Consider the following 13,928-nt stretch of genomic DNA (forward strand, 5'->3'; position numbering starts at 1 on the left):
GCGTTACAGCGTCAGGTAGGCCTTGCGCACGTCCTCGTTCGCAGCCAGTGCCGCCATGCTGCCTTCATAGCGAATCAGCCCCTTCTCCAGAACGTAGGCGCGGTCAGACACCAGCCCGGCGAAATGCAGATTCTGTTCGGACAGCAGAATGCTCGCGCCCTTGGCCTTCAGCGCGAGGATCATGTGGGCCATCTGTTCGACGATCACCGGCGCGACCCCTTCCGAGGGTTCGTCGAGCAAGATCAGGAACGGGTTGCCCATCAGCGTGCGCGCCACCGTCAGCATCTGCTGTTCACCGCCGCTCATCTGGCCACCGGGTCGGTCTTGCATGGCGCCCAGGTTGGGAAAGAATGCGAACAATTGCTCCGGCGTCCAGTTCAGCGCTTCGCTGCCGTCCGGCCATTGCCGGTCAGGCTGGCGTCCGACTTCCAGGTTTTCAGTCACCGTCAGATGGGTGAACACCCTTCGATCTTCCGGAACGAAACCCAGGCCCAGCCGTGCCAATTGGAACGGCTGCAGACCCGCCACGTCGCGCCCCATGAAGCGGATCTGCCCCTGACGTCGTCCGAGCATGCCCATCAGCGCCTTGAACGTGGTCGATTTACCCGCCCCGTTGCGCCCCATCAGCGCCACCACTTCACCTCGCCTGACATTGAGGCGCACGTCATAGAGCACTTGCGCGGCGCCGTACCAGGCGTTGAGGCCGCTGACGTCGAGCAAGGTGTCCGGCGTGGCGGTCGACAGGGGTGTTTGCGTTGCAGCCACTGCGTTCATACCTGCACCTGCGCGTCAGTCAGTTCATTTTCGAAGGTCTTGCCCGTCCCGAAGTACACCTCCTGCACCTTGGGATGGTTGCGAATGGTCTGGGCGTCGCCTTCGGCGATCAGGCGGCCCCGGGCAAGCACAATCATCCGGTCGGCGTAGGCGAACACCACGTCCATGCTGTGTTCGGTGAACAGCACGGCCATCCTGCGCTCCACCACCAGGCGCTTGGTCAGGGCCATCAGATCATTGCGCTCTTCCGGGCCCATGCCCGCCGTGGGCTCGTCCATCAGCAACAGTTTCGGATCGTTGGCCAGCCCCATCGCCAGCTCCACGCGCTTGATGTCGCCATAGGCCAGCTCGCTGCAGGGGCGCTCGGCATGGCGCTGCATGCCGACCTGGTCCAGCAGTTCCAGGGCCTGTTGGCGGTAGCGCTTGCGGGCCGAGCCGAACAGCGAGAAACCCTCGCCGTGGTGTGAGATCAGCGCCATCTGCACGTTCTCCACCACGCTCAATGAGGCGAAGGTTTCGGCGATCTGAAAGGTCCTCCCCACCTGCATGCGGCAGATGTCGCGCGGACGCTTTCCTATCAGCTCTTGGCCTTGCAACCGGATCGAACCACCGGAGGCCTTGAGTTGGCCACCGACCATATTGAAGGTGGTCGATTTGCCTGCGCCGTTGGGACCGATCAGGGCGAGCAACTCGCCCTCGTGCAGATCGAAATTGATGCCGTCGACGGCGCGTACGCCACCGAAGGATTTGTTCAAATCACGGACTTGCAGAAGCGTCATGCCTGTTTCTCCACGCTCGTTGCCACCGACTGAATGGAGGGCGCCGCCCGGGAATTCCGACGCTCCCGCCAGTGCCGCCAGCCCTCTGCGACCCAGTGGAAGAACCCGGCGATACCCTGTGGGAACGCCAGCACCAACACCAGAATCACCCCGCCGAACACCGCACGCCAGTAATCGGTGGCGCGCATGATGGAGTCCTGCAACACACTGAACACACTGGCGCCGGCCACTGGGCCCAGCAAGTTTTGAATGCCACCCAGCAGGACCATCACCAGGCCGTCCACCGATTTACCCACGGCCATGGCATCGGGAGAAATGCTGCCTTTGGAGAAGATGTACAGGGTCCCCGCCAATCCAGCGAAGACACCGGCGATCACGAAGGCGAGCCATTGCACGCGCTTGACGTCGATGCCGATAGCGTCGGCCCGCAGGGCCGAATCCCTCGCCGCGCGGAGGCTGTAACCAAAGGGCGCGAAGAGGATGCGCCGCAACAGAAAGACACTCAGCCACACCAGCACCAGGGTGAGGTAGTAATACGCCGTGCCGTCCAGCCAGCTCGAAGGCCAGATGCCGATGATGCCGTTGGAGCCGCCCGTGACTTCTTCCCACTGGAATACCACGGACCAGACGATCTGTGAGAAGGCCAGGGTGAGCATGGCCAGATAGACCCCTGACAACCTCACGCAGAACCATCCGAACAACAACGCGCCCAGGCCGGCGACCAGGGGTGCCAGGGCAAAGGCCAGCGGCATGGGCATGGTCAGCACTTTGAACAGGATCGCCGCGCCGTAGGCACCCAGGCCGAAATAGGCCGCGTGGCCGAAGGACGCCATTCCGCCCGGCCCCATGATGAAATGCAGGCTGACGGCGAACAGCACCGCGACCAGCACATCCTGCGTCAGCACGCTGGCGTAGGGCAGCCATTCGGACAGCAGCGGCAGCACCGCCAACCCCACGAACAGCAGGGCCATGAGCCCTTTGAAGGTGGGAGACCCCGGGCGTAAAGGCGCCTCCACCGGGGCCGAATTGCGGCTGGTGGCCTGAGGCTTGCCCATCAACCCCCATGGACGAACCACCAGCACCACCGCCATCACCAGAAATTCGATGACCAGGGTCAACTTCGAGAAGGACACCGGAATCCCGAACAGGGTCGTGGTCCCCAACCCGATGCACAGCGCCTTGATTTCTGCGATCAGCAGGGCCGCCACGTAAGCGCCGGGCAGCGAGCCCATGCCGCCGACCACGACGATCACGAACGCCTCGCCAATCGCGCGCAGGTCCAACGACAGGCTGGCCGGCTCACGAGGCAACTGCACCGCCCCGCCCAGTCCGGCGAGCATCGCGCCCAGGGCAAAGACACTGGTGAACAGCCACGCTTGGTTGACGCCCAGCGCGCCGAGCATCTCGCGGTCCTGTGTCGCCGCGCGGACCAGCACGCCCCAGCGGGTGCGAACCAGCAGCAGCCAGACGAGGCCCAGCACCGCAGGGCCGACGGCAATCAGAAAAAAGTTATAGGTGGGGAATTGCCGCCCCAGAATGTCGACGGATCCGGTCAAGCCGGGCGCCCGACGGCCCAGCAATTCCTCGGCGCCCCAGTACCCCAGCACCGCGTCATTGATGACCAGCACCAAGGCGAAGGTTGCCAGGAGTTGGAACAACTCCGGGGCTTTGTAAATGCGGCGCAACAGAACGATCTCCACCACCGCGCCGATCAGCCCGACCGACACGGCGGCGAGCGCCAGCCCCAACCAGAAGCCGGCCCCTCCCAGCGAACCGGTGAGGTGCTCGACGATCGAGTAGGCGATGTACAGCCCCACCATGTAAAACGAACCATGGGCGAAATTGACGATCCGGGTCACCCCGAAAATCAAAGACAACCCGGACGCCACCAGAAACAACGACGAGGCTTCCGCCAAACCGTTGAGCAACTGTGAACATAACGCTGAAAAGTCCATGACACCCTCGATCGAGCAGCCGTGTTATGGGACGCTTGAGTCCTGGGAAAGCACCACCCTTTCGGGTGCGGGCGGGCTGAAGGAGGCGGTAGGCCGCTGCCCTTCACTGCGCAACGTGCCATCGGCCCATGAGCACGCTCACGGCGGTAACACCCTTCCCGCCCCACGCCATTCCCAGGGGATTGCGACTCCCCGGGCAAGTTGGATCAAGCCCGCCAAACTGCGGGCCTTACGCACGCCCTCAGTCGGCTGGGCGCAGCTTGCGCACTTCGTCATCGGACGGCAGCAGCGTCTCACCCGGTTTGAACTGGTAATCGACCATCACCCCGGAACCGTCCTTCACCGCCAACTTGCCAACGTACAGCCCCCAGGTCGCCTGATGGTCGATCTTGCGGTATTCCAGCGGGCCGTCCGGGGTCTGCACTTTCAAGCCGCTGAAGGCATTGACCAGCGACTCGGAGTCGGTTTTACCCCCGGCCGCCTTGATCCCGGCCGCGATGGACTGAATCGCCGAATACCCAATGATCGAGCCGAAGCGCAGGTTCTCGGTGCCGAATTTCGCGTGATACGCGGCGACGAACGCTTTGTGCGCAGGTGTGTCGATGCTGTACCAGGGGTAACCGGTGACGGTCCAGTTAGGCGGAACCTCATCCTTGAGCGGCTCCAGATATTCGGGTTGCCCGGTGATGATGCTGAGCACCGGCAGTTGTTCGCCAAAGAACCCGCGCGTGGTGCCTTCGCGGACGAACTTGGCCAGGTCAGCCCCGAACAGCGCGTTGAACAGGCCATCGGGCTTGGCGTCCACCAGGGCCTGAACCACGCTGCCCGCATCGACCTTACCCAGTGGCGGAGCCTGTTCGGTCACGAACTCGACGTCAGGTTGGCGGGCTTTGAGCAACGTCTTGAATGCGCTGGCCGCTGCGGTGCCGAACTCATAGTTGGGGTACACCAATGCCCAGCGTTTCTTGTGCAACTTGACGGCTTCGTCTACCAAAGACGACGTCAGCATGTAGGTCGACGCATCGAGGCGGTAGGTGTAGCGGTTACCTGCGCTCCAGACGATGTTGTCGCTCAAGGCTTCGGTGATCAGCACAAAACGCTTTTTCTGCTTGGCGTAATCCGACAGGGCGGTGCCGATGTGAGCGTAGAACGCGCCCGCCAGCACATCGACGTGCTCACGGTTGATCAGGTCTTCGGCCTGGCGAATGGCATCGCCGGGGTTGGCATTATCATCGCGGGTGACCAGCTCCAGCTTCTTGCCATCGACACCGCCAGCGGCATTGATCTGCTCGACGGCCAATTCCATGCCTTTCTTATACCCGTCGGTAAACACCGGCTGGGATTTGTAGCTGTTGATGTCGCCGATCTTGATCGTGTCGGCCGACCAGGCAGCGCCGCTGACGATCAGGGCGGCGACGCCCGCCAGCAGGTTCGATTTCATAAAACGTGCACGCATCTTCATGGTGTTCTCCAAGCTGATCAGGGAAAAGACTTGCACTGCATCAGGGCGCTCCAGGCTCGGACCACCGTTATTAAACGGGCAGTTAATTAATTGCAACGCGTGTGCCAGACAGGCTTGTCATTGGATGAAACCTTTCAGGGTTGCTGTTCGTGCAACAAGGCCAGCGCCTCGGCCATCGGTTTGACGACGGCGTATTTCTGCGCCATGTCGAACAGGTTCGCTTCGTGGGGCCCCAACGCCCGGTCACCGACGCAATCGCTGACCACCAATGGACGGAAACCATGATTCATGGCGTCCAGCACACTGGCCCGCACGCAGCCACTGGTAACCGCGCCCGCCACCAGCAGCGTGCGCACCCCTTGAAAGGTCAACCAGGCGGCCAGATCCGTGCCGAAAAACGCCGAGGGCAGCGTTTTGCGCACGACCCGTTCGCCCTGCCGTGGGGCCAATTGCGCCACGATGGCGCTGCGCGGTGCATGCTCGGTCAGGGTCAACATCGAGGGGACCTTGAGGGAGAACACATTGGCATCCGCCCCATCGTCAGCGAACACGATGCGCGAATGCGCCACGGGCCACCGCTGCTGTCGGGCGTGGGCCAACAGACGCTCGGTCTGCGCGATGGCCTGAGGGATGTTGCCGCCGCCGAAGATCGCAGGATCGGCAAAGCCCTCCACCAGATCGACGATCAGCAGCGCATAAGGCGCCGGAAGCGCCAAGTCGGCGCCGAAACCCTGACGCTGATAGCTCTCCAGATCACTCATGTCTGCCCTCCTCGTTCACGACGCGTCCGGCGGCGACCACCACCTGGTCATCCAGGGTCACTGTGCAGCCACGCAAGGGAATATCGATATGGCAGGCCGTGGTTCGCGTGCCGCCCGCCTCGTTGTTCGGCCCCAGGGAGAACAGGAAATTGCCCTCATAGGCACGGGCATCCATGCCGATATGGGCTTCGCGGTCCAGCAAGCCGAGGGTCGACCAGCGCGCGCGGGGTTGCAGGCCCCAACCGATGTGGGAAATGGCGAACGCCTCCGGATCGTCGAAACTGTCCATGTAATCGCGCAGCAACGCGGCATCGACCCCGCCTTCGATGCGCGTGGCGTAACCTCGCTCCACGGTGAGGTGGATGGGGTCCTGCACGTAGCTTTTATGAGGCAACAGGATGTCGCCGCGATCGATGACGATGCTCCCGCTGGCTTGCAGTTCGTTGGGCCAGGTCAGTACGAACCCGCTGGGCCAATGATCCCACCGCCCCGGCGTGTCGACGAAACCGTATTCGCTGATGGCCGGAAACTCGCCCAGCGGGCAAGACAGCGCGGTGCCCGCCGGTGAGGTGACGGTCATGCACGTTGCGCGCTCGATGCGCGCCGCGGCACGCAGCACCCGCTCGCGATCGGCCTCGGTCGGCACCATGCGCGCCAGAATTTCCGGAGGTTCAACCGCCAGGAGGATTTTCGTGCCCGCGGCGAGGATGGCGTGTTGCTCGGGCGAGAACAGTAGGGTCATCAAGTCCAGCACCAGATCGCTGGCCTTGAGTGCCGCCATGGCGGGACGATTGCCAGTCAGCGGCGTGGTGCCGAGGTAAGCCAGCGGGTCACGGCTCAGTGCTCGCTCACCGTTGACCGGCGGGAGGTCCAGGCGACTGGCGATCAACCCGAGCGACTGACACGCCAATTGCGCGGTGCGCAAGGTCTGCGGGTGAGTGTCGGCACCGGTCAGAATCGTCACCGACTGGCCCGCCTGAACGTTCGACAGACGCAGGACCTGGGTCCAGGCCTCGAACATCGTGAAATCACTGACCGCCATGGGAGCTGCCCTCGCTGTTGTTGGTTGGAGCCTCGAGAAAATCCCCCAGTGCGGCGTAAAACCCCGCCGCGTTGTCCCAGGGAATCATGTGCCCGGCCTCTGCCACGCGAATGTGGGCCAGGGCGGGGAGCAACGCCTGCATCTCGGCCACGTCCTCGTCCTTGACCACATCGCCTCGGGCAGCGGTGATCAGCAAGGTGGGGCACGTGACATGGGCAACCTGCTCGACGACTGCGTCCTCGTGGAAGCCACTGAAGCTGGCGAGAATCGCCCGCTCGTCGCAGGTATGCAGCCACTGCGCCCGCAGCGCGCGCTGCTCGTCGGTCCAGGTCGGGCAAAAGGCGCGCATGTCTTCGCCACTCATGCCCCGTCGGGCCTGACGGATCGAGTCGATGTACCAAGGCAGTTGCGCCGGATAGGGGCGACGGCCCGGCCCCGATACAGGCGGGTCCACCCAAACCATGCGCGCCAGCCCGGCGGGGCGGGATTGCGCGGCACGAATAGCGATCCTCGCCCCCATCGAATGGCCCAGGACGCTGTAGCGCGCCAGTCCCAGGGCTGCGGCGAATGCGTTCAGGTCGGCGGCCTGGGCATCCAGGCCGTAGTCCAGGTGGGGACCGGCTTCCGACAACCCACGGCCCCTCACGTCCAGCACATAGACCTCCAGGCGGGCGGCCAACTGCTCGGCCACAAAACCCCAAGTGACGGCCGGGCTGGTGATCCCCGGTACCACGATGACCGGGTCCCGGCCGGCGCCGACATCCTTCGCAGGGCCATAACGCAGATAATGCTGGCGAATGCCGTTGGCCTGTACGTGCGCACCATAACGAAGTTGACTCATGGCATGACCTCCGTCTCAGGCAGGGATTTTTTCCGCGTGGGGGAACCGCGTTTCGCAATCCCGGGCGTCGTATTGGTAGACCCAGTTGGCTTGGATCCCCACGGCATTGGGGTTGAGCAATTGGCGCCAGCGGTAGGCCATGTCGCGCTTGAGCTGCGACCACGCCGAGGGCAAGTGATACGTCCGCCCACGCTCACGGGCTTCCAATTGGACGCGGCTGGTGCGTGGCAGCCGTTCGAGTTCGTAGGCGCGCAAGGCCGATTGCAGTTGCGGTAGCCCATGACTGGCCAAGGATTGAGCCAGCACGTAACCGTCTTCGATGGCCATCGCCGCACCCTGCGACAGAAACGGCAGCATCGGGTGCGCCGCGTCGCCCAGCAGCGTGGCATGGCCCTTGGACCAGGTCTGCATCGGGTCGCGATCGAACAAGCCCCACTTGTAGATGGCGTCCGGGTCCGTGCGCTTGAATAACTCGATCAGGTTCGGGTGCCAGCCCTTGAAGCCGTCGAGCAGCGCCTGCTGCGTGCTCTTGGCGTTCCACGATTCTTCAACCCAGGCGGGGCTTTCGTTGACCGCAACGATGTTCACCATCGAGCCGCCCTTGACGTAATACGTCACCACATGCCCTTTGGGCCCCATCCAGAAATTCGAATCCGGACTGACAAACGGCAACGGGTGTTTCTCGACATTGACCAGCGCACGCCAACACATGTGACCGGTGTACTTGGCGGCTTCCTGCCCCCACAGTTGTTCACGAATCACCGAGCGCACGCCATCGGCGCCGACAATCAGGTCGGCCTCGAACTGCGAACCGTCGGCAAACTCGGCAACCGCGGTCTGCCCGTGCTGCTGCAGGCCGATGCAATGGGCGCCAAACGTGGCTTGGGCGGGCTTGATGTCGCCCGCGAGCGCGGCGTGGAGATCGGCGCGATGAACGTGGTAGAACGGAGCGCCGTAGAGCGCGGGGCAACTGTCCTTGAGCGGAGTCCGGAACAGTTCCCGCCCCGTTTTCCAGTTGCGACCGACCATGGCCTGAGGCAAGAACCCGATAGACTTCAATCGGTCATCCAGCCCCAGCTCGGACAACACCTTGACCGCGTTGGGGGTCATCTGCACGCCTGCCCCCACTTCACCGAACATGGCTGCGCGCTCGAAAATCCGCGCCTCGATACCCCGCTGCTCGAGTGCCCGGGCAAGCGTCACGCCCCCGATCCCCGCGCCGATGATCCCGACTCGCAATGCTCTGCTCATGATCTTTCTCCCGCCGTCTGACGACTCGCCCTACGGCCTTACGTAATAATTGGTCAACCAATTAATTGTTGATCAAAAAAATTTTGATTAGACCTTCAGAGGTCCAACACCAAGCCATCGCCGACACCGCGCGAACAGCAAATCATCATGCTTTCACTGCGCTGCCGCTGCCCGGGTGTCAGGACCGTATCCCGGTGCTCGACCTGCCCTGCCAGAACCCTGACTTCACAAGCCCCACACACCCCTTCTTCGCAGGAATACGCCACATCGACGCCCGCCGCCTCGCAGACCTGCAATAGACTCAGTTCGGCTGGCACGGTCAAGGTCATACCGGACCGCTGCAGCGTCACGCGGAAGCTGTCGCCTGGCTGCAATGCATCGGTGGTGGCACTGAAGCGCTCTCGGTGGGTGTTCCCTTCCGGTCGGCCCTGCGTCAAACGATCGAACTCGTCCACCATGCCCTGCGGCCCGCAGCAATACAGCTGCGCTTCATCGGGCAAGGTCGCCAGCACATCGTTGAGGCGCGGCGGACTCTCGCCCGTGCGGGTATGGAACAAACGGACATCGTCCTGCTCGTGGCATAACTGCTCGTGAAAGAGCATGTGTTGCGGGCTGCTCGCCCAGTAATACAGCGTGACGCTGCGTCCACTGGCCTTCAGTTGGCGGTACATGGAAATAAGCGGGGTGATGCCGATGCCCCCGGCGAACAGGTGAAATGGCTCGTCGCTCGGCCGCAGCGGAAAATGGTTGCGTGGCGCCGACAATGCGTATTCCGCCCCCACCACCGACTCGAAATGCAGCTTGCGCGATCCCCCCTTCCCGGCCTCTGACAGTTGCACGGCAATTCGGTATTGCGCCGGGTGTCGAGCGGGCCATAACAGCGAATATTGCCGCAGCACATCTGGGGCCATGGCCACGTCGACGTGAGCCCCGGGCTCGTAAGCCGGTAGCGGCTGGCCGTCCAGCGATTCGAAGGTGTAGAGGTTGATGCCTGGCACGCCGTATTCGATGGCCCGCAGACGCACCTTGATCACGCCGTCAGATAACGCCATAGCGGATGCCTTTGTTACGCAGCCAGGTCCGATAGCGCTGGCCCATCAGGTCGGTGCGATGGTGCAGTTCGTAACGCAGCTCCACTGGAATCCGCTCCGGGCGCTGACTCTCCACGATTTCACGGTCCTGGCCGAACACCACATCGGCTCGGGCCTTTACCGCCGCTGGGTCAGGACGCGGAGTGACGTTCATGCCGGCGCAGACGCGCACGATGCAACTGACCGCATCCAGTGGTTGAACGGTGAACAGCGTGGCGAAGGTATCGGAATGGTCGCTGACGATGTTGCCTTCGGCGTCCGCGTCCTGGGTGCGTTTGGAAAAGTAGCCCACCAGCGGTCGAAACGCGTGGTAGGTGTAGAAAGCCATCAAGGGCTTGCCGCGCGCATCGCCCCACGGCTGAAAGACCCGGACCTCGGAGGAGCGCAACCCCGTGTCCACCTCTTCGACGGTATAGGGCTCCAGGCGGTCAGGGTTGTCCATCACGCCGTTGAGCCCGGCGTGCACGAACGGAAAATGCGAAGCGTCGATGAAGTTCTCCACCGCGCGGAAACCATTGGCAGCATAGGTATAGGGGCCGCTGTGCACCTTGAGGAAGGTCTCGTCGTCCCATTCGGGAAAGACCGGAACGTCGGACTCAGGCTGCCCCAGGCAGGTCCAGACGAAGCCATAGCGCTCCACTGCGAGGTAGGGAAACGCCCGCGCTTTCTTCATCGGCTTTTCATCGGGCGCCGCAGGCATCAAAGTGCAGGCACCTTCGCCGTTGTATTGCCAGCCATGGTACGGGCAAACCACCGAATCGTTCTTGATCCAGCCTTTGGAGAGCCGTGCGCCACGATGGATGCATAAATCTTCCCAGACATGCACTTGCCCATCGGCACTGCGCCAGACAATCAGTTCACGCTCCAGCAGGCGGACGGGGTTAATCGTGCCCTCCACAAAGTCAGTGCTGTAGCCCACGACATGCCAGTCATTCAGCAAGACAGGGTCTTGGCAGCCGTCTGCGGCAGTGACCGGTTGATGAGATGAAACGGCGATCAGATTCATCACGACTCCTCTGCTTTCTCAGGTTCGCTCACTGAAGAGCACAATTAATTAATCAACCTTTTAATTAAACGTTAGCAGAAGGTGTGCCAAAAACACGCTGTCGTTTTAACCTGCTGATTCTTCTCGTAATTAGGTTTTCTGCGATGCGTCGCCTCTTCTCAAGCGACGCACCATCCTGGTGAACCTATCGCCACTTTGGTGCTTTTTCCGCGCGTGGCGGAGGTCAGGCCGACATTCCACCCACCACGAAACTGGTCACTTGCTGAATGAGCGACTGCCAGTCTTCCGGGTTGTACTGACCGTCCGGCAGCCGCTCTTCCATCCGGTGGCTGTCCGAAAACGCATACAGGTAGGTACCGACCATCAAGGTAATGCGCCAATTGGCGTCCAGATCGGTCAGGCCCGGCACCGCCTCCTTGAGCGCGTCGACATACCGCTGGGTTGACGTGCCATAGGCCTTGTCTCGCAATGCGTAGGAAATATTTGGTGGCTCAGTGTGAAGTCGCGCCTGCAGTCGCAAGAAGTGGCGACCCTGAACCGAGGTGCGCAGTACCACGGTCGGCAGCAGAAACGCCTCGACGATTGCGCGCACGCTGGGGGCCTGCCCTTGGGCTTGAAGGGTATCGAGGTTTTTCAGGCGCTCATCGGAAATCGCACTCCCTCGACGCAGAAACACCTCTTCGAACAGCCCGTATTTGGAACCGAAATAATAACTGATGAGCGCCTGGGTCACGTTGGCATGCTGCGACACCTCGCGCATCGTCGTGCCGGCGTACCCCAGGTTGGCAAACATTTCTTCGGCCGCGTCGAGTATCCCGTCTCGCAAATTGCTGGCGCCTTCTGGACGCCCCGGTCCCTTCTTGCCGGTCTTGCCCTTCCTTTCGAGGGAAGCGGCCTTACCACGACGGCCCGTAATGGTCTGCATGAATGAAGATTACCTTGTGATCCCTTGTTTTCGCGGGAGGCGCCCAAGTGCGCCGCCTCGACGGACGAGTGAGATAAATTAATTGATTAGCTCTTTAACTCCTAGCAGCGTTCGTGCCACTCAGGATGAAAGAAGCCTTAGGCGCCTGTCGCGCCGGAGAGACGATTGACGCTGGTGATGCGCCCATTCCAGATCATTTCGTAATGCGCGCTTTGATGGATGGAAACCACGTGGCGCGGCGTCAACAGCGCCCAACAATAATTACCTGGCGAACGCACGGAATGGTAGCGCAGCCCGGCGACGCCCTTGCGTCTCAACGCAGCGCCCAAGGAATGGGATGCCGAGTAGTCGTCGGGGGCGTAGATGGGATCGGACAATGGAACCCCAGTGGCATCGACGCATCCCGTCTCCCGGAAGCGGCATGACAGGCCGCGGAAGACAAACCGCTCATAATTGAGATCGTCCACCCCTGACCAATAACGCTGCTGGTGATGCCTGACTTCGGCGATGGCGGTTTCCACGGCATCGGCGAGGTAAAGCACGCCGAAGGCACCGCTGCTGAAACGCGACCCGCTCGGATTGACATGGGTGAAGGGCGCGGTCGCGTAGGCACAGCCGGGGATGCCGAAGGGAATGTCCTGCCGTGGGATCAGCTCCAGCCTGCCCACTTCGTTGAGCAAGCGAGGGTTGGTCAGCGCCTGAATCTGATAAAGGGTTTCGAATTCGTCAGCGTCGGCCACGTCGTTGAACAAGTTGATAGGCGGGTACTTGGAGTTGACCAGGCGCCAGGCGTGCTGTTTTTCATCTGGCAACTCAGGCAACGATTCCGGCGTCACCATTGGGCGCCCCGCAGGGCATCGATCCGCCGGAAGGTTTCGTACAGGGACGTCATGTCCCCTTGTGCCATCACCTCCAGCGGAGAGCGGCCGTTGAAAAACTCGTTGTGATTGGCCATCGCCGGGAAGCCGTACACATTGTCCGGGTTGTCGAACAACGTGCGCAGCGCTGCATGGATGTTGAGGACGAAACTGACCCGGTGCAGTTGATCAAGATCCAGCGTCACCGACCAGCCGGCATCGTCCTGACGGGCCCGGGTGTAGGTGCTGCGGGATATACGCAGCACCCGGCAAGCCTGTTCGCTGGACGCTTTCCATTTGTCGAGCACGCGCAGCGCCGCACGCAGGCCCACCACACCTTGGGTGCGGGAAAGTGCCTGAGTGGTGAGGGCAGCTGTCATCGCGAAATCTCCTAATTGACTCTGTAGAGCCAACTATAGGCCTTTTGCCTCTATAGATGCAAATCGCATAGACTCAGCGACGCACCGAGTTCGCAGGTTCGCGTTCGTCGCGCACCATCAGCATGAGCGCGTCGCGTTTTTCCAGCAGATGATGGCGCAGGATGCCGCTCAGCCGTTTGCCATCCCGAGCCTCGAGTGCCTCGATCATCTCTTCGTGATCGTGCAAGGCCCGCTCCCATTTCGGAGCCTGTTGATTGGAGAGGAAACGTAAGGCCTGGATACGGCGGTTCAGCGACAGGTACACCTGACGCAGTGCCGTGTTGCGTGCCGCCTGGTTGATGAGGTCGTGGATCGCCCGGTTACGCTGGTAGTAACCCGGCAAATCGTTCTGGTTCTTGCTGACGACCATTGCGTAGTGAAGCGCCTTGATTTCATCGAGTTCTTCAGCGGTGATGCGATCGCAGGCCAGTTCACCGGCAAAGGCCTCGATGCCACTCATCAGCTCGAAGGTTTCACGGATCTCCAACTCCGACATGCGGGCCACCGTAGCGCCACGGTTAGGGTTGATCTCGATCAACCCCTCCACGGCGAGCACCTTGAGCGCTTCACGCAACGGCGTTCGCGATATGCCAAGGGTCTCGCACAGCTCCCTCTCGTTGAGCTTCGTGCCGGGTGCCAACACCCCTTCCGTGATGAACGTACGCAAGTGCTCGACCACCACATCATGCAGGCGCTGACGCTCGACCTTGAGCAGCGGGCGCGCGTTATCGGGCCCTGCAAATACTTCGACGTTTTGCATACAAA

The 13,928-nt window shown here is 62.0% G+C and carries 14 protein-coding genes; all 14 read right to left on the minus strand.

The window, feature by feature from the left end:
* Positions 1–3 precede the first annotated feature (3 nt).
* A complete protein-coding gene (locus tag DBP26_RS13275) occupies positions 4–774 on the minus strand; it encodes an ABC transporter ATP-binding protein (RefSeq protein WP_108238096.1) in 771 nt (256 codons plus the stop codon).
* On the minus strand, positions 771–1,553 hold the full coding sequence (locus DBP26_RS13280; protein ID WP_108238095.1) for an ABC transporter ATP-binding protein: 783 nt from the start codon (positions 1,551–1,553) through the stop codon (positions 771–773). The genes DBP26_RS13275 and DBP26_RS13280 overlap by 4 nt, the downstream gene beginning before the upstream one ends.
* On the minus strand, positions 1,550–3,508 hold the full coding sequence (locus DBP26_RS13285) for an ABC transporter permease (RefSeq protein WP_108238094.1): 1,959 nt from the start codon (positions 3,506–3,508) through the stop codon (positions 1,550–1,552). Before DBP26_RS13285 ends, DBP26_RS13280 begins: the two co-directional genes overlap by 4 nt.
* Positions 3,509–3,749: 241 nt before the next feature.
* Positions 3,750–4,970, minus strand: a complete 1,221-nt coding sequence (locus tag DBP26_RS13290; RefSeq protein WP_108238156.1) for an ABC transporter substrate-binding protein — start codon at positions 4,968–4,970, stop codon at positions 3,750–3,752.
* 134 nt (positions 4,971–5,104) lie between these two features.
* Positions 5,105–5,731: an isochorismatase family protein gene (locus DBP26_RS13295; RefSeq protein ID WP_108238093.1), complete on the minus strand. Its 627-nt coding sequence runs from the start codon at positions 5,729–5,731 to the stop codon at positions 5,105–5,107.
* The gene (locus DBP26_RS13300) at positions 5,724–6,773 is read right to left on the minus strand and encodes a 2,5-dihydroxypyridine 5,6-dioxygenase (protein WP_108238092.1); all 1,050 of its coding nucleotides are present in this window, start codon (positions 6,771–6,773) and stop codon (positions 5,724–5,726) included. The genes DBP26_RS13295 and DBP26_RS13300 overlap by 8 nt, the downstream gene beginning before the upstream one ends.
* Positions 6,760–7,614 carry an alpha/beta hydrolase gene (locus DBP26_RS13305; RefSeq protein WP_108238091.1) on the minus strand — a complete coding sequence of 285 codons (855 nt, stop codon included), beginning with the start codon at positions 7,612–7,614 and terminating at the stop codon, positions 6,760–6,762. The genes DBP26_RS13300 and DBP26_RS13305 overlap by 14 nt, the downstream gene beginning before the upstream one ends.
* A 15-nt stretch (positions 7,615–7,629) precedes the next feature.
* Positions 7,630–8,865 (minus strand): FAD-dependent monooxygenase, encoded by a 1,236-nt coding sequence (locus tag DBP26_RS13310; protein ID WP_108238090.1) that lies wholly within the window; start codon positions 8,863–8,865, stop codon positions 7,630–7,632.
* A gap of 95 nt (positions 8,866–8,960) precedes the next feature.
* Positions 8,961–9,917 carry a PDR/VanB family oxidoreductase gene (locus tag DBP26_RS13315; protein WP_108238089.1) on the minus strand — a complete coding sequence of 319 codons (957 nt, stop codon included), beginning with the start codon at positions 9,915–9,917 and terminating at the stop codon, positions 8,961–8,963.
* Positions 9,904–10,962, minus strand: coding sequence for an aromatic ring-hydroxylating dioxygenase subunit alpha (locus tag DBP26_RS13320; protein ID WP_108238088.1), 1,059 nt, complete (start codon positions 10,960–10,962; stop codon positions 9,904–9,906). Before DBP26_RS13320 ends, DBP26_RS13315 begins: the two co-directional genes overlap by 14 nt.
* 223 nt (positions 10,963–11,185) lie before the next feature.
* A complete protein-coding gene (locus DBP26_RS13325; protein WP_108238087.1) occupies positions 11,186–11,887 on the minus strand; it encodes a TetR/AcrR family transcriptional regulator in 702 nt (233 codons plus the stop codon).
* 137 nt (positions 11,888–12,024) lie between these two features.
* Positions 12,025–12,726: an RES family NAD+ phosphorylase gene (locus tag DBP26_RS13330; RefSeq protein WP_108238086.1), complete on the minus strand. Its 702-nt coding sequence runs from the start codon at positions 12,724–12,726 to the stop codon at positions 12,025–12,027.
* The gene (locus tag DBP26_RS13335) at positions 12,720–13,124 is read right to left on the minus strand and encodes an antitoxin Xre-like helix-turn-helix domain-containing protein (protein ID WP_108238085.1); all 405 of its coding nucleotides are present in this window, start codon (positions 13,122–13,124) and stop codon (positions 12,720–12,722) included. Before DBP26_RS13335 ends, DBP26_RS13330 begins: the two co-directional genes overlap by 7 nt.
* A gap of 73 nt (positions 13,125–13,197) precedes the next feature.
* Entirely contained in the window at positions 13,198–13,923 is a 726-nt protein-coding gene (locus DBP26_RS13340; RefSeq protein WP_108238084.1) for a GntR family transcriptional regulator, read from the minus strand.
* Positions 13,924–13,928 lie beyond the last annotated feature (5 nt).

This window comes from Pseudomonas sp. RIT409, assembly GCF_003052515.2.
Taxonomy (GTDB): domain Bacteria; phylum Pseudomonadota; class Gammaproteobacteria; order Pseudomonadales; family Pseudomonadaceae; genus Aquipseudomonas.